Here is a 25,338-nt window from a genome sequence, read left to right as displayed (position 1 = left end):
ACACGCTAGGCTGTCCCCGCGTCGTCCCGGGACGACGCGGGGAGGCGTGCCCGAGCGGCCGAAGGGAGCGGTCTTGAAAACCGTAGAGGTGGCAACACCTCCGTGGGTTCAAATCCCACCGCCTCCGCAGCCTGGATGAAGACCCAGCTCACGAAGGGGCACCACCGCACAGGTGGTGCCCCTTCGCGGTGTCGGCCCTGCTCTGTTCCGGCGTACCGGCTCTGCCGCCTCATCGCGGACGGGACTGCATGGCACGGGTCGGAACCGGCCTGGCGCCCGTTCGCGCTCCGTTGGGGCAACTTCGGCGCAGGAGAAGGGCGGCACGTTCGACACGCACGCCGAAAGCTGCGACGCAGTGTGGGAGACCGCTGTGCCAGTTCGCGAAGGGTGACCATGGCACGAACCGAGTACTACGACGATCCGTCCGCACCCGAACCGAACAGCTTGGTGGTTGCCGCGTCAGCGGTGGTCACCGACGACGAGGGCCGCGTTCTGCTTCAGCGCCGACGGGACAACGACCTGTGGGCGCTGCCCGGCGGCGGTATGGAGATGTCCGATTCACTACCGGGCACGGCTGTCCGGGAGGTGAAGGAGGAGACCGGCCTGGACGTGGAGATCACCGGCCTGGTGGGGACATACACCGACCCTCGCCATGTCATCGCGTACTCGGACGGTGAAGTGCGGCGGCAGTTCAACGTCTGCTTCACGGCCCGCGTCGTCGGCGGGCAGCTCACGATCTCGGACGAGTCCACCGAGCTGCGGTTCATCCAGCCGGAGGAGCTCGATCAGCTCCCCATGCACCACACCCAGCGGCTCAGGATCCAACACTTCCTGGAGCACCGCGAGCGGCCGTACCTGGGCTGATCCGGAGTTCCGCGGGCCGCTGCCGACGAAGGGTGCCGCGCAGTGCGCGTCACCCCTTCGTCCCTTTCACAGGCATTGCGGTGTCTCTCTTCCCCATGCTCAGTCGTGGCCTCGGACCGCCGAGGGGGTGTGGCGTCCGCTGCCCAGGTGAGTCGCTTGCCGCGCTGAAACTTATACGTCTCGGGCCGGCGTCCCCCTGCCTGCGATCGTTGCCGGGGAGCCGTTGTTGCCGACGTGACGGACTTGTGCTCCATGAGGAGGTGCTGCCGGGCGAGAGAGGGACGCTCCTTTCCGCCGTGGCACCGCTGAGGAAGTGGTCCAAGCGCTCGTCTCAGAAAAATGCTTCAGCGCCTCCGGGCACAGCTTTCGTAGCTTCCTGAGTGGTCTAATACCGCTGTTGTTTCGCGCCGGGAGGAAGAAGGCAAGGAGTAACCAGCCTGAGAGTGATCTCATCTTTTTTGGGTACGCCGTCGACAGCCAGGGTGAAACCACTGTCAGGGTCTGATGCGTCGAGGATTATGGAACCGTTCACTCCCTTTGTCTCCTGGTAGCCCTGTATCTTGTAACCGATCTCCTTGAGGTGCTCTCGCATCTTCTGTATGGCGTACTTATGTTTCTCCCCGGCGAGCGGAGTTCGAGCGCCGTACTGCAGAACGAACCGCCCATCTTCGGGAACCTCATCGTTCGCCCCGACGCACTTGGTGTAGTCAGCGCTGATCGACTTTTCGTCGACCTCAAGGCCAGCGCTATGCGTAAGAGATTGGGTGACGCTGTGTGCCTTTTTCTCCGCTTCCTTCTGACTCATTCGCGGCAACGGTTTGTTGATGTCCTTGTCTTCTTCGTTCATGCACCCACCGACAAGTAGTACTCCAGCGGCAGCCGCAGCCACCACCAGGCGAGTCCTGGTTTTTCTGGTCCCCTGCATGCGTGTCAATACCTTTCACATCCATCATTCGATCCCCGGAGTGTGCCCATAGGGGCTCAGTTCAACTTGTCCCCTCCTGTGATAGGAGCCGATTCTGGCTGGCGAGACCAGCAATTACTCGTCCCTGGTTCAGCAGGTTTTCCTGGCCCTCGTTCCAGTAGTGGCTGTGCCCTCCATCGTTGGCTTGCACGGGCTGAGCGCCGAATTCTTCCGACGCGGGGTCACGGCTGAGAGTGAGATCCGAGGCCCCGATAGGAGTTTCCCTACTCGAAAGCCTTTGATGAAATCCTGCAGGTCCTTTGACACTGCCTCCGTGCGGCCAGTATTGGTGACACTCGTATCGGCCTCAGGTGCGTCAACGGCCGGAGCGGACTCGCGAACTCGTAGAGTCAACCATCCTCTACAGAGCCGAACGAATGAGTACGAGTACTCAAATCGCGCAGGTGGGTCTACTGAATCGCGGCACCCGGTTCGTTCAACCCGCGCTGTGAGACCTGAGATAGACCTTGGGCGTGCACGTGCGGTGTGGTTCGCATGCCGACTCCTCTCCTTTTCAATGCCGTACGCCGGGGCCGCAAGAAGTGCATGCGCCTGGAAAACCCGACAGAAGATGTCAGGTTTTCCAGGGAGGGTGGGGGCCGTTTCGGCTGGATCGGAGGGTGCTGGTGCGCGGGGAGATCGTGGTCCGCGAGGGGTGGGAGAACAATCTGCGGGGGGTGACGCTCCGCGTACCGCTGGGGCGGCTCACGGTGGTGACGGGGGTGTCGGGGTCGGGCAAGTCGTCGCTGGTGTTCGGCACGGTGGCGGCGGAGTCGCAGCGCCAGTTGAACGAGGTGTTCCCCTGGTTCGTACGCAATCGGCTGCCGCGGTACGAGCGGCCGAAGTTCGCCGCGATGGAGAATCTGACCCCGGCGATCGTGGTCGACCAGCGGCCGGTGGGCGGTGGTGCCCGGTCCACGGTGGGCACCATGACGGAGGTCAACCCCGTGCTGCGGGTGCTCTTCTCCCGCTGCGGCCGGCCGAGTGCGGGAGGCTCCAACCGGTACTCGTTCAACGACCCGGAGGGCATGTGCCCCGAGTGCCAGGGGCTGGGCCGTACGGCGCGGCTGGATGTGACCAGGCTGCTGGACGAGTCGAGGTCGCTCAACGAGGGGGCGATCCTGCACCCGGCGTTCGCGGTGGGCACCAACTACTGGAAGCGGTACGCCGAGGCCCGCCGGTACGAGGGTGCGGACGGGCCCCGGTGGGAGGACGCCGCACCGTTGTTCGACCCGGACAAGCCGCTGCGTGCCTACACGCCCGCCGAGCGCGAACTGCTGTTGCACGGCGAGGGGTTCCGGACGCAGCGCCCGCACCGGCCGGCCGGCGGCGAGGGCTTCGAGTCGATCGCGGTGAACGACTACGAGGGGCTGGTGCCCCGCTTCACCAGGCGTTTCATCACGCCGGGCGTGGAGTCGCTGAGTGAGCGGGACCGCAAGCACGCCGAACGGTTCGTCAGCGACGTCGAGTGCCCCGGGTGCGAGGGGACCCGGCTCAACGAGCGGGCGCGGGCCTCCCGTATCGAGGGCCGCACGCTGCCGGAGCTGTGCGGGTGGGAGATCCGCGAACTGGTGGAGTGGCTGGCCGGGGCGCGGGTGGCGCGTGATCCGGTGGGCGGTCCCGCCGTCGCGGCGGCGCTCGCGGTGCTGCGGCGCATCGACGCGGTGGGGCTGGGCTACCTCAGTCTGGACCGGCCCACCCGGACGCTGTCGGGCGGCGAGGGCCAACGGCTCAAGACGGTACGGCACCTGGGCAGCAGCCTGACGGGCATGACGTACGTCTTCGACGAGCCCAGCGTCGGGCTGCACGCCCGCGACGTGGAGCGGCTCGGCGGACTGCTGCGGGCCCTGCGCGACAAGGGCAACACGGTGCTGGTCGTCGAACATGCCCGGGAGGTGATCGCGCTCGCCGACCATGTGATCGACATGGGGCCGGGCGCGGGCGGTGACGGCGGGGAGGTCGTCTTCGAGGGCACCGTCGAGGAACTGGCCGCGAGCGGGACCGTCACAGGGGAGCGGTTCCGTTCGCGGACCGGCCTCAAACCGGCGGCACGGCGCCGGCCCCCCACCGGGAAGCTGGCGGTGCGGAACGCGTCGCTGCACAACTTGCGGAACGTGAGCGTGGACTTCCCCACCGGGGTGCTGACGGTGGTGACCGGGGTCGCCGGGTCCGGCAAGAGCACCCTGGTGACGCGGATGCTGGCCGCCGCCTGCCCGCGGGCGGCGGTGCTGGACCAGTCGGCGGCGGGCATCTCGTCGCGGTCCACCCCGGCGACGTACACCGACATCTGGGACCCGGTGCGCAGGATGTACGCGCGGGCGCACGGGACGGAGCCGGGGCTGTACAGCTTCAACTCCGCCGGTGCCTGCCCCGAGTGCCGGGGGCGGGGCACGATCACGACCGACATGGCGTTCATGGACCCGGTGACCACGGTGTGCGAGGCGTGCGGGGGGCGGCGGTTCCGCGAGGAGGTCCTGGGCCACCGGGTGGCGGGCAGGAACGTGGCGGAGCTGCTGGCCATGACCGTGGACGAGGCGATGGACCACTTCGCCGCTCTTGCCGCCGACCCGGAGTGCCCCGACAGGTCCGTTCCCCCGCTGGTGCTGAGCCGGCTGGCGCCGCTGCGTGAGGTCGGCCTGGGGTACCTCACGCTGGGGCGGTCGCTGTCCGAGCTGTCCGGAGGGGAGCGGCAGCGGGTCAAACTGGCGCACAGGCTGGACGAGAGCGGCGCCGTTCTCCTGTTCGACGAGCCCACTACGGGGCTGCACATGGCCGATGTGACACGGCTGCTGGCCTTGTTCGACCGGCTGGTGGACGCGGGGAACACGGTGGTCGTCGTCGAGCACGACCTGGACGTCGTCAAGCATGCCGATCATGTGATCGACATCGGCCCGGAGGCGGGCGCGCACGGCGGCCGGGTCGTCTTCACGGGTACGCCGGAGGAGATGGCGCGCACGGCGCAGACGCACACGGCGGAGTATTTGCGCCGGTCGCTGGGGTGATGCGGGCATCGCCGGTGTTCTCTTCCGTGTGTTCCGGCCCCCGTGTGTCCCGGCCCCCTCGGCGCGGGTGGCCGGGAAGCACCGGGGGCGCTTGCCCCGCGGCGTGCGCGGCGCCCGGAGAGGGGTGGGAGGGGGTGGGTGCGCCGGTTGTGGGGTCCCCCTCCGGGGGTGAGGGCGGCTGGTACGCGGCGAGGGGGCGCCGAGGTCGCGCGGCTCTGCCTCTGTCGAACGGGTGTGCCGTCACGGCCGGGGGCGCCGTGGCGTACCGCGTAGTCTGCCGCGTAGCCGGAAAGGGCGTGGTGGGGCCGCCGGGCGGGGCGTACGGGAGCACGGTGCCCGGCGCGGGCAGGCGCCGCGGGTTTATCGACACGTCGTCATACGTGCGGGGGAAACGCCGGGATCCGAGGGATTCCCCCGGGATCCGATGGGCAACTCTGGTCCCGCGACGTCGCAAGCGAGACCGGCGGCAGTGGGCCAACCGCCGTCGGCAGCTCAGCAGTTACGGTGCAGCGCCGCCATGGTGGCGCCCTGACGGTTCCTGGAGGAATGAACATGGCACGTGTCCGTACCGCCCGCGTCATCGCCGCAGTCGCCGCCCTTCCCTTCGCCCTCGCCGTGATGTCCGGTGTGGCCCAGGCGGACAACGGCTCGATCGCGGACGACGGATCGAATTCCAACGCGAGTTCCAGCGCCCAGGTGCAGGGGGCCGTGGGCAACGGGAACAACACCAACAACGCCAACAACGCGACCGTCAACGGCAACGGCGCCGTGGTGAACCAGCTCAACGAGACGCACAACGAGACCACCACCGTCATCTTCAGCAACCTGTGGTGACGGGGTGACCGGCCGTCCGGACTGACGGGCCGGGTTTCCTTGGGGATGGGCTGAGGCCGCGCGCTCGTGATCTGCGGATCGCGGGCGCGCGGTCGTCCGTGTGCGGGCGCCGGGCTGTTGACATGCCTCCGGTATCTGACGGACAGTCAGAAAATGCATCTGGCTCCCACCGAGCGCCAGCGCGCGCTCCGCGCCGAGCTGCGCGCGTACTTCCGTGCGCTGCGCTCCCAGGACACGGCCGACGACTCCCCGCGCGCCGTCCTGCGGCGGATCGGCGCCGACGGACTGCTCGGCCTCGGCTGGCCCGTCGAGTACGGCGGCCAGGGGCGCGGCCCCGAGGAGCAGTTCGTCTTCTTCGACGAGGCGTACCGGGCGGGCGCACCCGTCTCGATGGTCACCCTCAACACCGTCGGCCCCACACTCATGAAGTACGGCACCGAGGAGCAGAAGGCGTACTTCCTGCCCCGCATCCTGCGCGGCGAGACCGTCTTCGCCATCGGCTACACCGAGCCGGAGGCGGGCACCGACCTCGCCTCGCTCCGCACCCGCGCCGTGCGGACCGAGGACGGCGGCTGGCGGATCGACGGCGCCAAGACGTTCACCAGCAACGCCCAGAACGCCGACTGGATCTGGCTCGCCTGCCGTACCGATCCCGAGGCGCCCAAGCACAAGGGCATCTCCGTCCTGCTGGTGCCGACCGACGCGCCCGGCTTCTCCTGGACGCCCATCGAGACCGTCGGCGGGCTGACGACCACCGCCACGTACTACGACGGCGTACGGGTACCGGCCGGCGCTCTCGTCGGGGAGGAGAACGGCGGCTGGGGGCTGATCACCAACCAGCTCAACCACGAACGGGTGGCGCTCGCCGCACTCGGTATGCAGGCCGAGGACCACTACCAGGCAGTACTCGACCACGCCCGGGAGAGCGGGCTGATCCGCCGGCCGTGGGTGCGCTCCCGGCTCGCGGAGGCGCACGCCCGCCTCGCGGCGACCCGGCTGCTCAACTGGCGGCTGGTCCAGGACGTGGGCGCGGGCACGCTCGCCCCGGGCGACGCGAGCGGGGTGAAGGCGGCGGGCACGGAGAGCACCGTCGCCGTCTACGCCCTCTGCCAGGAAGTGCTCGGCGAGACGGGCACGCTGCGGGCCGGCTCGCCGGGCGCGTTCGCCGACGGCGAGGTCGAACGGATGAACAGGGCCGCCCAGATCAACACCTTCGGCGGCGGTGTGAGCGAGGTCCAGAAGGAGATCGTCGCGACGATGCGGCTCGGCATGCTCAGGAGGCGCCGGTGAGCACGGACGACGGTGGAAACCCGGCTACGGGGACGGCCGTGGGAGCTTCCCCGGGGACGGAGAGGCGGCCGGCCGGGGGACTCGACGGGGCGGCGGCGGACGATCTGTTCGAGCGGCTGCGGGGCTACGAGGGCCGCCCGGCAGCCGCCGCCGCGCACGGCCCCGACCCGGTCAACACGGTGATGATCCGCCACTGGTGCGAGGCGCTGGGCCATCCCGTCCCGCCGGACGGCTCCGCGCCCGCGACGATGCTCCAGGTGTGGACGATGGCCGGTCCGGCCGGCGGCGGCACGGGGCGCGCGGGACCGTACGACGAACTGCTGCGCGCCCTGGACGAGGCCGGATACACCTCCGTGGTCGCGACGGACTGCGAACAGGAGTACCTGCGCCCGCTGCGGCCCGGTGAGGAGATCGGTTTCGACGCGGTGATCGAGTCGGTCTCCCCCCGCAAGACCACCAAGCTGGGCACCGGCTATTTCGTGACCACGCGTATGGAGGTGCGGGCGGACAGCGAGCCGGCGGGCACCCACCGCTTCCGCATCCTCAAGTACCGCCCCGCGCACAGGCCCGGCGCAGGCCAGCAGGTGCGGGACACCGAAACAGGGGGGAGCAAGCCCCAGGACACCGCGTCCCCGCAGGGCAAGCCCGCGCTGGGCAAGCCCCATGACAGCAGGCCCCAGGACGCCAAGCCCCAGGCCGGTCGGCCCCTGCGCCCCCGTCCCGTCGTCAACCGGGACAACGCCGGCTTCTGGGAGGGCGTGGCCCGCGGCGAACTGCTCCACCAGCGCTGCGACGACTGCGGCACGCCCCGCTTCCCCTGGCTGCCGGGCTGCAACGCCTGCGGCTCCCCGAAGTGGACGCCCGTCGCCTCGGCCGGGCACGGCACCGTCTACTCGTACGTGGTCATGCACCATCCGCCCTTCCCCGCCTTCGACCCGCCGTACGCGGTCGCCCTGATCGAACTGGACGAGGGGGTGCGGATCGTCAGCAACCTCACCGGCGTCGCCCTCGACGGGATCCGTATCGGCATGCCCGTCGAGCTGGAGTTCCTGCGGGTGGACGACGAGTTGGTGCTGCCCGTCTTCCGGGCGGCGGCGGGAGGCGGGGCCTGATGGACTTCACGCCCACCGAGGAACAGACGGCGGCACGCGATCTGGCGGCCGGGATCTTCGCCGACCTGGCGACACACGAGCGGCTGAGCGAGCAGGAACGATCGAGCGCGCAGACACGGCTGAGCGAGCAAGAACGATCGAGTGCGCAGAAACGGCCGAGCGCGCAGGAACGGCCGAGCGCGCAGGAACGACCGAGCACTCAGGAGCCGTCCGCGGCGACAGCGCCGGGTGGCACGCAGGGCACGCCGGCCGCTCGGACCGTGCCCGGCACCGGCGTCGACGAGGAGCTGTGGAAGGCGCTGTGCGGGGCGGGACTCGTCGGCGCGGCGGAGGAGACCGGCCTGGTGGGCCTCGCCCTCGTCCTGGAGGAGCAGGGCAGACGCACCGCACCCGTGCCGCTCGCGGCCACCAGTGTGTACGGGCTGCTGCCCGTCGCGGCGCACGGCACCCCCGCGCAGCGCGCCCGCCTGCTGCCCGGACTGCGGGACGGCACACTCGTGGCCACCGGTGCCTTCCCGCTGCCGGACGAGGGCGCCGGACCCGTCACGGAGGAGGGCGGGCTGCTGACCGGAACGGTGCCGGTCGTCCCCTGGCTGCGGACGGCCACCCACGTCCTGGTGCCCGTCGGGCGGGCGGCCGGCGGCGGGACGGCGCGGCTCTTCCTCGTCGGCACGGACCAGGACGCCGTCGCGGTCACCCCGGTGGAGACGACGGCACCGTGGGCGGCGGGACGGCTGGAGCTGTCCGCGGCGCGCGGGGAGCCGCTGGGGGACGGCGGCGCCTACGCGGCCACGCTGGAGCGGGCCCGTACCGCGTTCGCCGCGCTCCAGGCGGGCGTGTGCGCCGGGTCCCTCGCCCTCGCGGTGGCGCACACCTGCGAGCGCGAACAGTTCGGGCGGCCCCTGTCCACCAACCAGGCGGTGCAACTGCGCGCCGCCGACGCCCATATGGAAACCGAGGCCATCCGCGTCACCTGCTACGAGGCGGCCTGGCGGCACGATGCGGGACTGCCCGCCGGACCGCACGCGCTGACGGCGGCCTGGTGGGCCGCCGAGGCGGGCCGCCGCGTCGTGCACGCGGGGCAGCATCTGCACGGCGGCGTCGGCGCCGACATCACCCACCCGGTGCACCGGCACTTCCTGTGGGGACGCCAGCTCGACGCCTACCTCGGCCCGCCGGCCGCACTGCTGGCCGAACTGGGCGAGGCACTTGCCGATCCGGAAGGAGACGCCGCATGGCGGGACCAGCCCTGACACCGCGCGAGGGCGACGAGCTGCCGCCCCTTCGGATACCGGTGACCCGGACGCTCATCGTCTCCGGCGCCCTGGCCTCCCGCGACTTCCAGGACGTCCACCACGACGCGGAGGCGGCCAGGGAGAAGGGCTCACCCGACATCTTCATGAACATCCTCACCACCAACGGACTGGTGGGCCGCTACATCACCACCTGGGCGGGCCCCCGGGCAGTGCTGCGGAAGGTCGCCATCCGGCTGGGCGCCCCCAACTACCCGGGCGACACCATGGCACTGTCCGGCCGCGTCACCGCCGTCACCCCGCCCCCGGCCGGGGCGCCCGGGAGCGAGGGCGCCACCGTGGAGGTCGCCGTACGGGGGGCCAACCGGCTCGGCGCACACGTCACCGGCACCGTGACCGTGACGCTGCCGGCCGCCGGGCCCGGAGAGGGGGAAGCGGCATGAGTCTGCGCGCGGCCGACTCCCTCGGCGGTCGGGCCGCCGTCGTCGGCATCGGGGCCACCGAGTTCTCCAAGAACTCCGGCCGCAGCGAACTGGCGCTCGCCGTCGAGGCCGTGCGGGCGGCGCTGGACGACGCGGGACTCGCCCCGGCCGACGTGGACGGCATGGTCACCTTCACCATGGACACCAGCCCGGAGATCACCGTCGCCCAGGCCGCCGGCATCGGCGAGCTGTCGTTCTTCTCCCGGGTCCACTACGGCGGCGGCGCGGCCTGCGCCACGGTCCAGCAGGCGGCCCTCGCGGTCGCCACCGGCCTCGCGGAGACCGTCGTGTGCTACCGGGCCTTCAACGAGCGCTCCGGGCGCCGCTTCGGCTCCGGCGTCCAGCAGCGCGAACCGTCCGCGGAGGGCGCCGCACTCGGCTGGTCGCTGCCGTTCGGACTCCTGACACCCGCCTCCTGGGTCGCCATGGCGGCGCGGCGCTATCTGCACACCTACGGGCTCACCCCGGAGGCGTTCGGCCATGTCGCGGTGGTGGACAGGAAGTACGCGGCGACCAACCCGGCCGCCTACTTCCACGGCAGACCCCTCACCCTGGCCGAGCACGCCGCCTCCCGCTGGATCGTCGAACCGCTGCGCCTGCTGGACTGCTGCCAGGAGACGGACGGCGGCCAGGCCCTCGTCGTCACCACCCCCGAGCGGGCCCGCGATCTGCGGCACCGCCCCGCGGTCGTCGCCGCCGCGGCGCAGGGCGCGGGACGCGCCCAGGAGCAGATGACCAGCTTCTACCGCGACGATCTGACAGGGCTGCCCGAAATGGGCGTGGTGGCCCGCCAGCTGTGGCGCACCAGCGGACTGCGGCCCGACGAGATGGACGTGGCTGTCCTCTACGACCACTTCACCCCGTTCGTGCTCATGCAGCTGGAGGAGTTCGGCTTCTGCCCGCGCGGCCAGGCGGCCGATTTCGTCGCGGAGGAGACACTGCCGCTCAACACGCACGGCGGGCAGCTCGGCGAGGCGTACCTGCACGGGATGAACGGCATCGCCGAGGCGGTACGGCAGCTGCGCGGCACAGCCGTCAACCAGGTGGCCGACTGCGCACGTGTCCTGGTGACGGCCGGCACGGGCGTACCGACCTCCGGCCTGGTCCTGACCCGGTGACGGGGGCCCGCCCGGGTCGGTGCGGGCCTGGTGACGGGCCCGGCTGGGCTGGTGCTGCCGTGGCCGACCCTTTCGGAGCGGTCCTGATCCGGTGACGGGCTCGACCGGGCTGGTGCGCGTCTGGTGACCGGCCCCCCGGGTTGATGTTCGCCCGGTGGCCGGCCCTGTCCGAACCGGTTGCGGAGGCAGGGGCCGATCTCCGGACCGATAGGGAGGCGGTGGCCGACCTCCGGACCGCTGCCGGGGTGGTGGCCGGCCTCCGGACGGATCACGGAAGCGGCGGCCGACGTCGGACCGGCGGCGGCCGGCCCCCTGACCGGTGGGTGGCCGGTTCCCTCACCGGTGGGTGGTCGGTCCCCGACCAGCGGGTGGCCGGTTCCCGGACCGGCGACCACCCCGCAGCCGTTCCGCAGGAGGAGCCGCCCCCCGCCGCCCGGCGGGGGGCGTACGTCCGGGCGGGTGACGCCGGCCGCGGGCACCACCCGACGGCGCCGGGCAGATGGCTGAATCCGCCGGTGCGACGGGCGTGCCTGACCGCTGACGAGGGGGGCTGCTCGTTCACTCGCCCCATGGCGACAAAAAATCAGATGATCAGAAGAGCGGTCCTCCTCTCCGCCGCGCTCGCCAGCATGGCGACGGGCGGCGTGATGCCCGCGTCCGGTGCGGAGCCCACCCCGCCGGGCCCCACCACGGCCCGCCCGTCCGGCTCCGGCCAGCCCGGCGAGCCCTCCGGGGCATCCTCCGGCGCGTCCTCCGGCGCCACCGGCGCGTCCTCCGGCAAGGAGACGGCCCCGCAGCAGTCCACGACCCCCTCCGGGCAGGCCACACCCGGCGCACCCGACTCGTCCTCCTCGTCCACCACCCCGACCCCGCCCACCACGCCCGACTCGTCCGGCAGCCCCTCCACCCCTCCCGACGCACCGTCCGGTACGGCGTCCGACGCGCCCGGCACTCCCCCCTCGCCCTCTTCGCCCTCTTCGCCCTCCGACCCCCGGGCTCTTCCCGACCCGGCGGCGCCCGACGCCCCTCTCGACCCGCGCGCCCCCGGCGCCCCGGGCGTACCGGGCGGCCCGCCCTCCCTCGTGACCGGCGACCCCCGCGACTTCGGGGCGCAGATCTTCCGGGGCAACGCCTTCGACACCTGCCAGGCCCCGTCGGTTTCGACCATGCGGGCGTGGAAGGGGGCCTCCCCGTTCGGTGCCGTCGGCGTCTACATCGGCGGGCGGGGCCGGGCCTGCCCTAAGCAGAAGCATCTGAGCCCCGCCTGGGTCGCCGCCGTGCACAAGCAGGGCTGGAAACTGCTGCCCGTCTACGTCGGCTCGCAGTCCCCGTGCGTCATCGCCAAGAACAAGCGCAAGGTCCGTATGAGCGGCAAGGACCCCTACGGCCAGGGGCGGCGGGAGGGGCAGGACGCGGTGCGCCAGGCACGGAAGCTCGGCATGACGCAGCGCAGCGCGGTCTACCTCGACATGGAGGCGTACCGCTACAAGAACAAGAAGTGCGCCGACACCACGCTGCGGTTCGTGCAGGGCTGGAACAGCGCGGTACGCGCCCAGGGCTATGTGGCGGGCTTCTACAGCAGCGCCAACTCCGGGATCGCGCATCTGGAGAAGGCCCGCGCCGCGGGGGCGCGCGGGCTGCCGACCGCCGTGTGGTTCGCGCGCTGGCGGGTACGCCCGTCGGTGAACGGGGAACGCAATCTGAACCCGAAGGCGTGGCAGCCGCACCGCCGTATCCACCAGCACACCGGCAACAAGAAGCGCACCTACGGAGGACGTACGGTCTCCGTCGACCACAACCTGGTCGACGCCCCGGTGGCCATCATCAAGTGAGCCCCCGCCCGGTTCCCGGGGGAGCCCCCGAGACCACCCTGATCCCCCCGGCGGACCCCCTCCACCCAGAGGAGGTGTAGCTACCACCACCCCTACACCCTGAGGCGGACGCAGCTTCGGGACCTTGGGGCGATCCGGGACAACCGGGCGGCTCCTAGCGTGGAGGCATGACCACGCCTGGGACAGTTCGGACTCCCCGGACCACGACCACGACGCACGCGGGGTCCCCTGCGATGCCGCCAGGCTCCGGGGGATCACCGCTCACGTTCACCTCCTACGTGGAGGCGCGCGGGCCCGTGCTGCTGCGCACCGCCCGCTCCCTGACCGCCAACCCGAGCGACGCGGAGGACCTGCTCCAGACCGCGCTGACCAAGACGTATCTGGCCTGGGAGCGGATAGAGGACCACCGTGCGCTGGACGGCTACGTCCGGCGGGCGCTGGTCAACACCCGCACCTCGCAGTGGCGCCGGCGCAAGGTGGACGAGTTCTCCTGCGACGAACTGCCCGAGCCGGACCCGCTGCCCGCCCCGGACCCCGCCGAACAGCAGGCGGTGCGGGACGCCATGTGGCGGGCCGTGCTCAAACTGCCGGCCCGGCAGCGGGCCATGGTGGTGCTGCGCTATTACGAGGACCTGAGCGAGATGCAGACCGCGCGGGTGCTGGGCGTCTCCGTCGGCACCGTCAAGAGCGCCGTCTCCCGGGCCCTGGCCAAGCTGCGCGAGGACCCCCAGCTGGCCGCGGACGTCCGCGCTGAGGCCGCGGCAGGCCCCCAGGAAACCCGCCTGGCGGCCTGACCCGCGGGGCGCACCGCGAACCGGCGGCCTGCCAGGGGGCGCGGGAGCCGGAGCCGTGCGCGGTCGTCGAGCCGAGTGCTCCGCGGGTAGTGACATACCGAGCGGTATGCCGTAACAATCGGCGGAACCTACCCGCGCGTAATCAGCCCTGCGGAGGCTCCGCGATGCAGAGCACGATGCACGACGACGTACCGCTGCTGGTCTCCCGGATACTGACCCACGGGTCGACCGTCCACGGGCGGTCCCGGATCACGACCTGGACCGGCGAGGGGGAACCCCGGCGCCAGAGCTTCGCGGAGACCGGAGCCCGCGCCGCCCAGCTCGCCCACGCCCTGCGCGACGAACTCGGCGTGCGGCCGGGAGATGTTCTGGGCACGTTGATGTGGAACAACGCCGAACACGTCGAGGCGTACTTCGCGGTGCCCTCGATGGCCGCCGTGCTGCACACCCTCAATCTGCGGCTGCCCGCCGAACAGCTGGCCTTCATCGTCAACCACGCCCGGGACCGGGTCATCCTCGTCAACGGCAGTCTGCTGCCGCTGCTCGCGCCGCTCCTGCCGCGGCTGAGCACGGTGGAGCACCTGGTCGTCGTCGGCCCCGGCGACACCTCCCTCCTGGAGGGCTGCGCCCCGCGCGTGCACGAGTACGAGCACCTGCTGGCCGGGCGGCCCACCAGCTACGACTGGCCCCAGGTGGACGAGCGCACCCCGGCGGCCATGTGCTACACGTCCGGCACCACCGGCGACCCCAAGGGCGTCGTCTACTCGCACCGTTCGGTGTATCTCCACTCGATGCAGGTCAACATGGCGGAGTCCATGGGGCTCACCACCGCCGACACCACACTGCCTGTAGTGCCCATGTTTCATGTGAACGCGTGGGGGCTGCCGCACGCGGTGTTCATGACGGGCGTCGGCCTGCTGCTGCCCGACCGCTTCCTCCAGCCCGCGCCGCTCGCCGAGATGATCGAGGCCGAACGGCCCACCCACGCCGCCGCCGTGCCCGTCATCTGGCAGGGCCTGCTGGCCGAGCTGTCCGCCACGCCCCGCGACATCTCCAGCCTGCGGACCGTCACCATCGGCGGCTCCGCCTGCCCGCCCAGCATGATGCGGGCCTTCGAGGAGCGGCACGGCGTACGCGTCTGCCACGCCTGGGGGATGACGGAGACGTCACCGCTGGGCAGCCTGGCCCATCCGCCCGGCGGGCTCAGCCCGGAGGAGGAGTGGCCGTACCGCATCACCCAGGGCCGCTTCCCCGCCGGTGTGGAGGCCCGGCTGGCCGCCCCCGACGGCGGCTTCGCGCCGTGGGACGGGACATCGCCGGGCGAGCTGGAGGTGCGCGGTCCGTGGATCGCCGCCGCGTACTTCGGCGGCGCGGGCGAACCCCCGCTGCGGCCCGAGGACAGGTTCAGCCCGGACGGCTGGCTGCGCACCGGGGACGTCGGCGTCATCAGCCCCGACGGCTATCTGACGCTCACCGACCGGGCCAAGGACGTCATCAAGTCCGGCGGCGAGTGGATCTCCTCCGTCGAGTTGGAGAACGCCTTGATGGCGCACGAGGCCGTCGCCGAGGCGGCCGTCATCGCCGTCCCCGACGACAAGTGGGGCGAACGGCCACTGGCCGCCGTCGTCCTGAAGGAGGGCCGCGAGGCCGTTCCGTACGAGGAACTGCGCGCCTTCCTGGCGGACAGCGTCGCCAAATGGCAGTTGCCCGAGCGCTGGACGACCCTCGACGCCGTGCCCAAGACCAGCGTCGGAAAGTTCGACAAGAAGGTGCTGCGCGCCCGGTACGCGGCCGGCGAGCTGGCGGTCACCGAGCTGTGAGTACCCCGGGGCCGGACGGTGCGCCGGCCGGCCCCGGAGCGTCTCCTCAGTTGGCGCCGATCTTCGTCAGCAGATCCACTATCCGCGACTGCACCTCGCCGCTGGTCGACCGCTCCGCCAGGAACAGCACCGTCTCGCCGGAGGCCAGCCGCGGCAGTTCGGCCGGGTCCAGGTCCGCGGAGGTGTAGACGACGAACGGGGTGCGGTTGAGCATCCCGTTGACGCGCAGCCAGTCGATGATGCCCGCCCGGCGCCGCCGCACCTGCATCAGGTCCATCACCACCAGGTTCGGCCGCACCTGGCCCGCGATGTTCACCGCGTCGGTGTCCGACGGAGCGTGCGCGACCTGCATGCCGCGCCGCTCCAGCGTCCCCGCGAACGCCGCGGCGATGGGCTGCCGTTCCTCGACCAGCAGCACCCGCGGCGGGTGCTGCTCGCTGTCGCGCGGCGCCAGCGCCTTCAGCAGCACGGCCGGGTCGGCGCCGTACGCCGCCTCCCGGGTGGCCTGCCCCAGACCGGCCGTCACCAGCACCGGCACCTCGGCCGCCACCGCCGCCGTACGCAGCGACTGGAGCGCCGTCCTGGTGATCGGCCCCGTCAGCGGGTCCACGAACAGCGCCGCCGGGTAGGCCGCGATCTGCGCGTCCACCTCTTCGCGGGAGCGCACCAGGACCGGACGGTAGCCCCGCGCGGAGAGCGCCTCCTGGGTGGAGACGTCCGGCTCCGGCCACACCAGCAGCCGCCGCGGGTTGTCCAGCGGTTCGGGCGGCAGCTCGTCGTCCATCAGCCGCGGCGGGCCGGCCGTACCGCGCCCGTCGGACATCTCGACGGGGCTGTCCGGACCGTCCAGCGGCTCTGGCTCCTCCGTCACCTCCCCGCCGTGCGCGGCGGACGGCACCGGACCGCCGGCCTGCGGCACACCGCCGGGCTGCGCCGGGGCGGCGGGGTGCGCCTGGGCGGCGGGGTGCGCCGGTGGTCCGGACCGCGCTTCCGGTCCGGCCTGTGCCTGTGGTCCGGCCTGTGCCTGCGCGCCCGGTCGGCCCGGCGGCTGGGTCTGCGGGGCGGGTTGGCCGGGCTGCGCCTGCGGGGCGGGCTGCCCCGGCATCTGCTGCGCTCCCGGCTGCCCGGGTACCTCGTGCACGCCCGGCTGACCGGGGGCTTGGTGCACGGGCTGCTGGGCTCCGGGCTGTCCCAGGGCCTGCGCGGACTGCTGCGGGTCTGCCGCATGAGGCTGCGGCACCGTCGGGCGGCCCGCCTCCTGGGCCGGCTGCTCCTGCTGTCCGCCGGTCTGCGCGTGCGGGCCCGGCGCCGTGCCCCAGGGCGCGGGCGCGGCGGACGACGCGGCTGCCGTCGGCCCCGTCTGCCACGGCTGGGCCGGCGCCGGCCCCAGGGGAATGTCACCCGTGCCCTCGCCCGGCTGCCCGCCGGAGACACCGCCGGGCGCCTCGGCGCCGTACGGCCGCGGGCCGCCGGAGGGCTGTCCCGTCTGCTGCCCGGGCGCCGGAGTGTCGCCCCGCGACGGCGCGGCACCCCCGGACTGCGGCCGGCCGGCCGCGCCCGACGGGGGGCGCTCCTGCGGGGTCGCCAGCTTCCGCCGCCTGCCGGTGCCGGGCGGCGGCGTCGGGGTGGAGGGAGTGGACGGTATGGCCGACGCCGCCGACGGCGTCGCGGACGGCGGGTTGGGCCATTGCTGCGCCCCCTGCTCGGCCAGCCGCTCGGCGAACGGCAGCCCCTGGCCCAGGGTCCGCACCCGCGGCCCCTGGTCGGCTCCGTACCCGGCGGGACCCGCGCCCTGCCGGCCCTGCTCGTGCTGGGGCAGGCCGGGGGACTGCTGCGGCGGCTGCTGTGCCTGCTGCGGGAACTGACCACCGCCCAGGATGGGACTGGCGGCGACGACAGGGTGCTCCCGCCGACGGGACGCCTCACCCCCGGGCTCACCCTGACCGGTGCCCGCACCCACGGCCGGTGACGGCTGAGCGCCTGACTGCTGAGCGCCTGACTGCTGAGTGCCTGACGGCTGACCACCGGATGCGGGCGCACCGGCGGCCTGGTCACCCGGTGCCTGCGCGCCGGACGGCTGCTCGCCGGTGCCGGTTGCCGCGGGGGCCGGGTACGCCGCGTATCCGGGCTCGCCCGCGCCCGCCCCGGCAGCGGGACCGTCCGCCTCGGGGCCCGGCACCGTGGCCGTGGTGGAGGCCGCGGTGCTCGGGTCCGCGGTGGGCTCGCCGGCGGGTTCGGACGAAGGGGCGGGCGGCAGCGCGAACGGCGCGTGATGGGGCCCTTGCTGGGCCTCGGCCTGCGCCTGCGCCCGCGCACGAGCGGCTGCGATGCGCCGCGCCCTGCGCCCCTGACCGGCGTGCTCGGGATCGTCCGCCGCCTGCTGACCGCTGTCCGGGCCCTCCGCGCCCGGCTGCGTCGCCGCGCCCGGCTGCCCGCCCGGCCCGGCCTCCGCGTCCGGCTGCCCCGGCGGCACGAACTGCCCCGGGATGCCCGGGACACCTGGCACGGCCGGCCCACCGGCCGTGCCCGTCTGCTCGACGGGCCCGCCCGGCGGCTGCCCGCCCGGCAGCGCGTACGCCTCCTGCCCCGGCAGGCCGCCGGGGTGGGACGGGCCGGACGCCTGACCTCCGTGCGGGGCATCATGCGGGGGCTCGCCCAGCGCGCGCCGGGCACGTCGCCTGCCGCCTTGCGCGGGGACGGACGCCTGCGCGCCCTCGGCGTGCGCCGAGCCCGGGCCCACCGGCAGCGCGAGGGCGCCCGCGGCGCCGCCCGCGTCACTCTCCGGCCCGGCGGGGGCCTGCTCCTGCTCCTCGGCCGGGTTCGGCCGCCGGCGCCGCCGCCCGGTGGGGCGCGGCATGGCGGCTGCCTCGTCGTACGGACCCGCCTCGTCGTACGGGCCCGCCTGCGCGGGAATGCCGATGCCGGCGCCGGGAGCCGGGGCTGCCCCGGGCGCGTTCGGCGGCTGCGGGCCGGGTGCCGGTTCGGGCCCGGCACCCACGTGGCCGCCCGGAACACCGCCGCCCGGCTGCGCGGGCCCCAGCTCGGGCCGGCCGGACGCCGCGGCCTGCCCGGGCGGAACCGGCTGCCCCGGCGGCGTCGGCTGACCGGACTGCCCCGGAAGCGCGGGCTGTTCCGCCGCCCCGGGCCGACCGGACAGCGCCGCCTGCTCCGCGGGCACCGGCTGACCCGGCGCCGCCGCCTGCTCCCCCGTCGGAGACGGCAGCGCGGGCGGCCCCGGCAGTGCGGGTTGCTCCGCACCACCGGGTCCCGCGGGGGAGGCCGGCGGCGTGGGCGGGACGGGGGCGCCGGAGGGGCCGGGGCCGAGCGCGATGCTGGGCCGGGGCTCGGGTGCGGCGCCCCGGCCCGGGGGTACGGGCTGGGCCGGGCGCGGGCCGGCGACGGGCTCCAGCGCGCCGGGTGCCGCCGCACCGTGGGGCGCCGCCTGGGCGTCGGCGGACGGGCCGGGGTGCGACGCGTCGTCCTGGCCGGGCAGGGCGAGGGCGCGGGACGGGCCGGGCCCCTGCGCGCTGTCGGCGGGGGCGGAGGCTGGAGCGTTCATGGTGCCGCGCATCGGGGCGGATGGCATGGGCATGACCGCTGTTTCGCCGTGTTCAGCGCCGTGCACCACGCTCGGCACCCCGAAACCGCCGCCGTCACCCTCCCGGGCGCCTTCCCGGGCACCCGCGGCCCCGCCGAGGGAGTGACCGGCACCCCCCGCACGACCGGCGCCCCGGCCCCGCGCCCGACGGCCACCACCTGTGGAGCCCCCCTGGGCGCCACCGTCACCGCCCGGACCGCTCCCGGCCCCGGGACGGGACGGACCGGAACCGGACGCCTCCGCGGCGGACGTCCCGGAAGCGGGCGTCCCCGCGCCAGGCGTCCCGGAAGCGGGCGTGCCGGCCGCCGGTCCGGCGGGAGCCTTGCGGGCGCGGCTGCCCGAGGTCCGCGCGGTGTTGCCCACCGCCTTGACCGGGACCTCCAGCACATAGGCGCTGCCGCCCGACGAACCCGGCACCTCGTGCGTCTGGAGCACCCCGCCGTGCTTGGTGACCACACCGCGCACCAGCGGCTCGTGCACGGGGCTGCCGCCGCCGTGCGGGCCACGCACCTCGATACGGACGACCTCCCCGCGCTGCGCCGCGGCGACCACGATCGTCTGGTCCGTACCGGCCGACGGGGCCGACGGGGCGCGGCCCGTCGCATCCACCCCCGCCACGTCCGCGATCAGATGCGCCAGCGCGACGGCGAGCCGTTCCGGATCGACCTCGGCCTCGATCGGCGGCGCGTGCACCGCGAACTGGGCGCGGCCCGGCCCGATCAGCTCGATGGCGCCCTCGACCCCCGCGGAGACGACCGCGTCCATCGGCACCGGCTCGGTCCGCAGCCGCTCCTGGCCGGCGTCCAGCCGCTGGTAGCTGAGTACGTTGTCCACCAGCGTCGTCATCCGGGCGTAGCCGGCGGACAGATGGTGGAGGGTCTGGTTCGCCTCGGGCCACAGCTGCCCGGCGGGGTCGGACGCCAGACCGGACAGCTCCGCGCGCAGCTCCTCCAGCGGCCCGCGCAACGACTCCTCCAGCACGGCCCGCAGCTGGGACTGCCGGGCGGTGACGGCGTCGTAGGGGCGGCGGTCGGCGAACGTGAGCACCGCGCCCACCAGTTGGTCGCCGTCGCGCACCGGGGCGGTCGTCATGTCCACCGGCACCGCACGCCCGTCCTTGGCCCACAGCACCTGCCCGGCCCTGACCCGGTGCTTGCGGCCGGAGCGCAGCGTGTCGGCCAGCGGCGTCTCCTCGAACGGCAGCGGACTGCCGTCCGGCCGCGAGTGGTGCACCAGCGGGTGGAGCTCCTGGCCGCCCAGATCGCTGGCGCGGTAGCCCAGGATCTGCGCGGCGGCGGGGTTGACGAGCACGACACGGCCGGCGGCGTCCACCCCGACCACGCCCTCGGAGGCGGCACGCAGGATCATCTCCGTCTGCCGCTGCTGGCGGGCCAGTTCCGCCTCGGTGTCCAGCGTGCCCGTCAGATCCCGTACGACGAGCATCAGCAGCTCGTCCCCCGTGTACCCGGCGCCACTGGGGTAGTCGGCGAAGGCCGCGTCTATCGCGGAGGCGTAAGGCGTCCGCCCGTCCTCAAGGTTGGCGCTGGTCACCTCGACCGGGAACTCGGTGCCGTCGGTACGCCGCGCGACCATGCGGGTCGGCTTCTGGCGGCCCTGGGCCGCCGCGGCTTCGGCGGGACGCCGCATCGAGCCTGGGATCCGCTTCGAGTCGAACTCGGGCAGCAGGTCGAGCAGTCCGCGCCCCACCAGCGCCGTACCGGGCGTCTCGAAGGCCTCCAGCGCGATGGCGTTGGCGTTCACCACCGTGCCGTTGCAGTTCACCAGGAGCAGCGCGTCGGGCAGGGCGTCGAGTATGGCGGCGAGGCGAGCAGCGCCTCGGGATGGCCTGCTGCTCACGGCGACAATTCCCTCCTGCTGACCTCACGTGCGCGTGACCTTCCGCCCGTTCCTTCCCTGTTGGTCCGGCGCCTGCCTCCGCTGGTCCGGCGTCGGTCCGGAGCAAGGTCACGGCTGCCAGTCTGCCGGTCGCCCCGGGCGCGTCACTAGGGGGGAGTCTACGGGCCGCGGTGCCGGGCGCGGCGACGGATGCGCGGGACCCCGCCCGCGCCGCACCCCGCCCCGGCCGCCACCGCGTACGGATACGGCACCTCCGTCGCGGGCCGCTGTGCGGGTGGCCGGACCGGCGCGCGGCACCGCCGCCACGCGCCGGCCGGACTCGTTCAGGCGGTCTTCGGCAAGGCGGGAACCAGACTGTTCCACCGCGCGACCTCGCAGCCGTTGTCGCGCCCGAACCGCGCGTCGACGTCCCGGCCGTGCCAGGTCCCCGTCACCCGGGCCGTCGCGGGCCCGCCGTAGATCATCGTGCAGGTGGCGTCGGCCGCGACGGGCGTGAACGGGTCCCGGCCGCCCGACGTCGCCCGGTCCAGCGCCGCACAGGCCCGCACCGGCGCCGGGTGGTCGCCGCCGGCCGGGTGGCAGCGCAGCGTGTACGACCCGTCGCGCCCCGAACCGCTGCCGGACACGTCGAAGGTCAACTTGTCGGCGGGCCGCGAGGACTCGCCGCCCCGCCCCTCGGCGAACGCCTCCTTCGGCGCACCGGCGAGCGACAGCAGGGTGGCCGCGAGTGAAGTGAGGGTGAGGGCGAACGTGACGGAGTGGACGGTACGGCGAGACATCGGGCGACTCCAACGAGTGAGGGCCCGCCCGTGCGACTGACGGGCGATGTGGCCTTTCGAGTGGCTTACGGACCGCCCCGCGCCGCCCCCCCGCACCCGGAAGCGGACCCGCCGGGAGGGGCTTGCGCAGGGAGGGGGCGCCGCGAGCACGCCCCTGGGGTCTAACGCCGCCACAGCCGCACCGTTGCGGATCCGGACCCGACCGGCCGCGCGCCGGACCCCGCACCGCGCGCCCCCTCACCGGCAGTCACCGCCCAAAGGCTTTGCCCAGGGGTCTGCAGACCGAGTACGGTGGGGGTCGATTGGAGACAGCCCACCGGGTTGTGCCATCATCAGCACACACTTTGTCCGCTCTTTCGAGCGGCCCGGGTGTGTTCTGGAGGCTTCGCCTAGTCTGGTCTATGGCGCCGCACTGCTAATGCGGTTTGGGGCTATCACCCCATCGAGGGTTCAAATCCCTCAGCCTCCGCTCCTGATCTTCTCGATCACCGAAGCCCCGGCGCCCCGCGCCGGGGCTTTCGCCGTCTGTGGCCCTCCCCACCCCCGGATCCCGCGTTTCCGCAGGTCAGCGCCCTCACGGTGAACGGATTTCGCGTCGGGCCGCAGGTCATGTAATGTTGTTCCCGCAACGCCGACCGGCAAGAAAAAGCCGGGAAGCACAAGCGCTCGTAGCTTAACGGATAGAGCATCTGACTACGGATCAGAAGGTTGCAGGTTCGAATCCTGCCGAGCGCGCAGCAGAGAGGCCCCCGGGAGTTCCCGGGGGCCTCTCGCGTTGCTGCTGCCGAGGCGTTCCTCTGGCCGGGCGCTCCACGCGGAGGCCCGCGTCGCCGGCCGAGCGGGGCATGGGGGGCGAGGTGCGGTTCTCAGCGATTTCACAGGTTCCGCTGAGGGTCCTCTCACGTGGCCGTCCCATGGTGGGGGGATGAGCCGGAGCGGAGTGAGCGCGGCCGGGGGGCCGCAGGCAGTGGGGAACGGATACGGGGCGGAGCGTGGGAAGGCCGGGAGGGGGAGCCCTCCCGGTGGGCGGGCCGACGCGTGCGGTACCGGGGGCGGGGTTGCCCTCGACGGTTCCGTGGCCGGGCCCGATGTTCTCGGCGGCCGTGCCGTACCGGTTGCGGGGGTGCGCACCGGGGGCCAACCGGCCAGCACTGTGCGGGCTGCCGGGGTGCGGCCCGGGGGTGAACCGGCCAACGCCGTACCGGTTGCGGGGGCGCGGCCCGGGGGCCGGCCCGGCGGTGCGAGGGCGGGGGCGGGGGTGCTCGTCGTCGGGGATCTGGTGATGGACGAGGTGCGGCGGCAGGTGTGGCGGGGCGGGGAGGCGATCCGGCTGACGCGCAGGGAGTTCGATCTGCTGCGCTTCCTGATGCGCAATCCGCGCCGGGTGCTCAGCAAGACGCAGATCCTGGACCGGGTGTGGGACCACGGTCTGGGCCGGGGGCCGGGGAACCGGCACAACCTCGTGGAGCTGTACATCTCGTATCTGCGGCGGAAGATCGACGCGGGCCGGGAGCGGATGATCCACACCCGGCGCGGCGCGGGATACGTCCTCAAGCCGGCGGGGCCGGGCGGGGCGGGAGTGGGAAGTCCGGCATACCCGTTTTCGGGGGGCGAAGGCGGATGAGGTGGCGGATACGGATTAGCATCGAGGGGGTAACGGTCCGGAGTCGTCGGGGCCGTTGCCCGTCCCGTCCCCGTCGCTGAGACCGGTTCTTGACAGCCGGGCCGGCCCCGAAGGAGCGCGTGCCATGAGTGACGGCAGCCGCACGAGCCGGATGCGCAGGACCAGCGTCTGGCTGGAGGAGCGGTCGGAGGTGCGCCGCCGAGCGGCCGGTGCCGGGCAGACGGAGGGGCTGGACCGGGAGAAGATCACGGCTGCCGCCGTACGGCTGTTGGACACCGAGGGGCTGGCGAAGTTCTCCATGCGCCGGCTGGCCGCCGATCTGGGGGTGACGGCGATGTCGGTGTACTGGTACGTGGACCGCAAGGACGATCTGCTGGAGCTGGCCCTGGACGCGGTCGAGGGCCAGCTGGAGGTCCCGGACGCCGACGCCGAAGGTGCCGACTGGCGCGAGCAGTTGCGGCAGGCGGCGCTGGCGCTGCGCGGCCTGTTGCGGCGTCATCCGTGGGCCTCGGGCACGCTGGGCAGTTTCCTCAACGTGGGGCCGAGCGCGATGTCGTTCCAGTCGGGTGTGCGGCGGGTGCTGCTGCGTGCGGGGCTGTCCGAGGAGCAGGCGGACGGGGCGCTGGCGGCGTTCTTCTCGTTCGTCTACGGGCACGCCGCGGTCGAGGCGAGCTGGCAGCGCCGGTGCAGTGAGGCGGGGGTCAGCTCGCAGGACTGTTTCGACGCGCTGCGGTCGGCGTTCGGGGCGCGTCCGGAGTACGCGGCGGGATCGGAGGCGGTACGTCCGGTCCCGGAGCGGGACTTCGGCGTCGCGCTGGACTGTGTGCTGGCCGGGATCGAGGCCCTGGCCGCCCCGGTACGCGGCGGGCGCGGCACCCTCCCGCAGGAGCGTGCCGCGCCCGTGATCCCTCCCCAGCCGCCGGCCCCGGAGGACCGGTAGGGCGGGGAGGGGCTGTCCGCGGTCCGCCGGTCCCCTCGTCCGGCGGTGTGGCCTTCGGCCGTTCCGTCGTGCGGGCGGTGGCTTTCGGCCGTTCCGTCGTGCGGGCGGTGGCCTTCGGCCGTCCCGTCGCTCGGGCGGTGGCCTTCGTCCCTCGCGCCGCCCAGGCAGTCGGCCTTCGGCCGTCCCGGCGCCGGGCAGCGGGCCTTCGGCCTTCCCGGCACCCGGGCTGTCGGCCTTCGCCGTCCCGTCGTCCGGACCGGCCGGCCGGTGGGTGGGGCCGTCAGAACGGCAGGGAGTCGCCCTGGACGGCCTGGATGTCCAGGTCCACCCGCAGGGTCGTGCCGATGGCGGCGATGCCCGCGGCGACGACCTGGTTGTAGTTCATCGCGAAGTCCGAGCGCCGCAGTTCGGCGGTGGCGCGGAACGAGGCCCGCACGCCGCCCCACGGGTCGGGACCGGTGCCCAGGTAGGTCAGGTCGAGGTCCACGTCGCGGACGACACCGTGCAGGCCGAGCTGGCCGTGGACCGTCCACCGGTCGGGACCGGCCACGTCGATGCCGGTGCTGCGGTAGGTGATCTCCGGGTACGTCTCGATGTTGAGGAAGTCGCCGGACCGCAGGTGCTGGTCGCGCATGTCGTTGCCGGTGTTGATGGACTCCGCCTTGATGACGGCTTCCACGGACGACTTCTCCGGGTCCTGCGCGATCTCGATGCGGCCACCGAACTCGGTGAAGCGGCCGTGCACGCTGGTCATCCCCAGGTGCTGGGCGCTGGCGGCGACGGTGGAGTGCATCGGGTCGATCGTCCAGGTGCCCGGCGGCGGCAGTTCGACGCCGCCCTGCCGTGCCAGGACGAGGGTGCCCAGGTCGGCCCGCCCGGAGGCGGTGACCATCGCGGTGGAGGCGGCCGGCGCGTAGCCGATGGCGGTGGCGATCACCGTGTACGGGCCCGCGGGCAGCGGTTCCGCGCTGCGGACGATGCCCTCGTCGTCGGCCTCGGCGCGCAGCACCTGGGTGCCGGTCATGTCGGTGACGGTCAGCACGGCGTGCTGCACCGCCCAGCCGTCCCGTGTCCGCACGCGTGCGCGGACACCGGCGCCGCCCGCGGCGCCCTGGCCGCGGTCTGCTCCGCTTGCCCCGACTGTCATTTCTTCATGCTCCTTCTCGCATACGACG

At 73.4% G+C, this 25,338-nt stretch carries 17 protein-coding genes and 3 tRNA genes; 16 read left to right on the top strand and 4 right to left on the bottom strand.

What is annotated here, in order from left to right; genetic code table 11:
- The first annotated feature begins 40 nt into the window (after positions 1-40).
- Positions 41-127 (top strand) — tRNA-Ser (locus IO40_RS0100350).
- 266 nt (positions 128-393) lie between these two features.
- Positions 394-864, top strand: a complete 471-nt coding sequence (locus IO40_RS0100345) for an NUDIX domain-containing protein (RefSeq protein ID WP_030409011.1) — start codon at positions 394-396, stop codon at positions 862-864.
- Between the two features lie 385 nt (positions 865-1,249).
- Here IO40_RS0100345 and IO40_RS37430 read toward each other — a convergent pair whose 3' ends face one another.
- A complete protein-coding gene (locus IO40_RS37430; protein WP_137034393.1) occupies positions 1,250-1,711 on the bottom strand; it encodes a hypothetical protein in 462 nt (153 codons plus the stop codon).
- A gap of 743 nt (positions 1,712-2,454) precedes the next feature.
- Between IO40_RS37430 and IO40_RS0100340 the strand changes: the two genes are divergently transcribed.
- The 10 genes from IO40_RS0100340 to IO40_RS0100295 all read left to right on the top strand — a co-directional run bounded on the left by IO40_RS0100340 (position 2,455) and on the right by IO40_RS0100295 (position 15,365).
- Positions 2,455-4,830: an ATP-binding cassette domain-containing protein gene (locus IO40_RS0100340; RefSeq protein WP_031174605.1), complete on the top strand. Its 2,376-nt coding sequence runs from the start codon at positions 2,455-2,457 to the stop codon at positions 4,828-4,830.
- A 552-nt stretch (positions 4,831-5,382) separates the two neighbouring features.
- Positions 5,383-5,664: a hypothetical protein gene (locus IO40_RS0100335; RefSeq protein WP_016472172.1), complete on the top strand. Its 282-nt coding sequence runs from the start codon at positions 5,383-5,385 to the stop codon at positions 5,662-5,664.
- A 153-nt stretch (positions 5,665-5,817) separates the two neighbouring features.
- Complete coding sequence (locus tag IO40_RS0100330; protein WP_031174604.1) at positions 5,818-6,954, top strand: acyl-CoA dehydrogenase family protein; 1,137 nt, start codon at positions 5,818-5,820, stop codon at positions 6,952-6,954.
- Between the two features lie 38 nt (positions 6,955-6,992).
- Positions 6,993-8,066, top strand: coding sequence for a Zn-ribbon domain-containing OB-fold protein (locus IO40_RS0100325; protein WP_041969172.1), 1,074 nt, complete (start codon positions 6,993-6,995; stop codon positions 8,064-8,066).
- A complete protein-coding gene (locus IO40_RS0100320) occupies positions 8,066-9,319 on the top strand; it encodes an acyl-CoA dehydrogenase family protein (RefSeq protein ID WP_031174602.1) in 1,254 nt (417 codons plus the stop codon). Before IO40_RS0100325 ends, IO40_RS0100320 begins: the two co-directional genes overlap by 1 nt.
- Positions 9,301-9,762 (top strand): MaoC family dehydratase, encoded by a 462-nt coding sequence (locus IO40_RS0100315; protein ID WP_031028026.1) that lies wholly within the window; start codon positions 9,301-9,303, stop codon positions 9,760-9,762. The genes IO40_RS0100320 and IO40_RS0100315 overlap by 19 nt, the downstream gene beginning before the upstream one ends.
- Positions 9,759-10,919, top strand: coding sequence for a lipid-transfer protein (locus tag IO40_RS0100310; protein ID WP_016472177.1), 1,161 nt, complete (start codon positions 9,759-9,761; stop codon positions 10,917-10,919). The genes IO40_RS0100315 and IO40_RS0100310 overlap by 4 nt, the downstream gene beginning before the upstream one ends.
- Before the next feature lie 569 nt (positions 10,920-11,488).
- Complete coding sequence (locus IO40_RS0100305) at positions 11,489-12,751, top strand: glycoside hydrolase domain-containing protein (RefSeq protein WP_031174601.1); 1,263 nt, start codon at positions 11,489-11,491, stop codon at positions 12,749-12,751.
- Positions 12,752-12,918: 167 nt separating this feature from the next.
- Positions 12,919-13,545: a SigE family RNA polymerase sigma factor gene (locus IO40_RS0100300; protein ID WP_030409020.1), complete on the top strand. Its 627-nt coding sequence runs from the start codon at positions 12,919-12,921 to the stop codon at positions 13,543-13,545.
- A 164-nt stretch (positions 13,546-13,709) separates the two neighbouring features.
- A complete protein-coding gene (locus IO40_RS0100295) occupies positions 13,710-15,365 on the top strand; it encodes a long-chain fatty acid--CoA ligase (RefSeq protein ID WP_031174600.1) in 1,656 nt (551 codons plus the stop codon).
- 46 nt (positions 15,366-15,411) lie between these two features.
- On the opposite strand, the gene IO40_RS0100290 is transcribed toward IO40_RS0100295, so the two are convergent.
- Positions 15,412-20,820, bottom strand: coding sequence for a PAS domain-containing protein (locus tag IO40_RS0100290; protein ID WP_031174599.1), 5,409 nt, complete (start codon positions 20,818-20,820; stop codon positions 15,412-15,414).
- A 323-nt stretch (positions 20,821-21,143) separates the two neighbouring features.
- Positions 21,144-21,599 carry an SSI family serine proteinase inhibitor gene (locus tag IO40_RS0100285; RefSeq protein WP_030409023.1) on the bottom strand — a complete coding sequence of 152 codons (456 nt, stop codon included), beginning with the start codon at positions 21,597-21,599 and terminating at the stop codon, positions 21,144-21,146.
- A gap of 378 nt (positions 21,600-21,977) precedes the next feature.
- Here IO40_RS0100285 and IO40_RS0100280 point away from each other — a divergent pair.
- From IO40_RS0100280 to IO40_RS0100265, 4 genes are all read left to right on the top strand, one after another.
- Positions 21,978-22,068: transfer RNA gene (locus tag IO40_RS0100280), tRNA-Ser, on the top strand.
- Between the two features lie 193 nt (positions 22,069-22,261).
- Positions 22,262-22,334 (top strand) — tRNA-Arg (locus IO40_RS0100275).
- Positions 22,335-22,857: 523 nt separating this feature from the next.
- Positions 22,858-23,223 (top strand): winged helix-turn-helix domain-containing protein, encoded by a 366-nt coding sequence (locus IO40_RS36705; protein ID WP_106967387.1) that lies wholly within the window; start codon positions 22,858-22,860, stop codon positions 23,221-23,223.
- A 124-nt stretch (positions 23,224-23,347) separates the two neighbouring features.
- Positions 23,348-24,163, top strand: coding sequence for a TetR/AcrR family transcriptional regulator (locus tag IO40_RS0100265; RefSeq protein WP_030409604.1), 816 nt, complete (start codon positions 23,348-23,350; stop codon positions 24,161-24,163).
- Positions 24,164-24,443: 280 nt separating this feature from the next.
- Here IO40_RS0100265 and IO40_RS0100260 read toward each other — a convergent pair whose 3' ends face one another.
- Positions 24,444-25,310 (bottom strand): YceI family protein, encoded by an 867-nt coding sequence (locus tag IO40_RS0100260; RefSeq protein WP_016472195.1) that lies wholly within the window; start codon positions 25,308-25,310, stop codon positions 24,444-24,446.
- Positions 25,311-25,338 lie beyond the last annotated feature (28 nt).

The organism is Streptomyces albus subsp. albus, from assembly GCF_000725885.1.
Lineage (GTDB): Bacteria > Actinomycetota > Actinomycetes > Streptomycetales > Streptomycetaceae > Streptomyces > Streptomyces albus.
Note: the sequence above shows the minus strand (reverse complement) of the source record. Positions and strands in the feature narration are given on the sequence as shown.

Excerpts from the sequence above, each read along its gene's own strand:
- IO40_RS0100320 (WP_031174602.1), top strand. The coding sequence starts at position 8,066 with ATGGACTTCACGCCCACCGAGGAACAGACGGCGGCACGCGATCTGGCG.
- IO40_RS0100335 (WP_016472172.1), top strand. The coding sequence starts at position 5,383 with ATGGCACGTGTCCGTACCGCCCGCGTCATCGCCGCAGTCGCCGCCCTT.
- IO40_RS0100260 (WP_016472195.1), bottom strand. The coding sequence starts at position 25,310 with ATGACAGTCGGGGCAAGCGGAGCAGACCGCGGCCAGGGCGCCGCGGGC.
- IO40_RS0100285 (WP_030409023.1), bottom strand. The coding sequence starts at position 21,599 with ATGTCTCGCCGTACCGTCCACTCCGTCACGTTCGCCCTCACCCTCACT.
- IO40_RS0100345 (WP_030409011.1), top strand. The coding sequence starts at position 394 with ATGGCACGAACCGAGTACTACGACGATCCGTCCGCACCCGAACCGAAC.
- IO40_RS0100305 (WP_031174601.1), top strand. The coding sequence starts at position 11,489 with ATGGCGACAAAAAATCAGATGATCAGAAGAGCGGTCCTCCTCTCCGCC.
- IO40_RS0100315 (WP_031028026.1), top strand. The coding sequence starts at position 9,301 with ATGGCGGGACCAGCCCTGACACCGCGCGAGGGCGACGAGCTGCCGCCC.
- IO40_RS0100295 (WP_031174600.1), top strand. The coding sequence starts at position 13,710 with ATGCAGAGCACGATGCACGACGACGTACCGCTGCTGGTCTCCCGGATA.
- IO40_RS37430 (WP_137034393.1), bottom strand. The coding sequence starts at position 1,711 with ATGAACGAAGAAGACAAGGACATCAACAAACCGTTGCCGCGAATGAGT.
- IO40_RS0100310 (WP_016472177.1), top strand. The coding sequence starts at position 9,759 with ATGAGTCTGCGCGCGGCCGACTCCCTCGGCGGTCGGGCCGCCGTCGTC.
- IO40_RS0100300 (WP_030409020.1), top strand. The coding sequence starts at position 12,919 with ATGACCACGCCTGGGACAGTTCGGACTCCCCGGACCACGACCACGACG.
- IO40_RS0100330 (WP_031174604.1), top strand. The coding sequence starts at position 5,818 with ATGCATCTGGCTCCCACCGAGCGCCAGCGCGCGCTCCGCGCCGAGCTG.
- IO40_RS0100265 (WP_030409604.1), top strand. The coding sequence starts at position 23,348 with ATGAGTGACGGCAGCCGCACGAGCCGGATGCGCAGGACCAGCGTCTGG.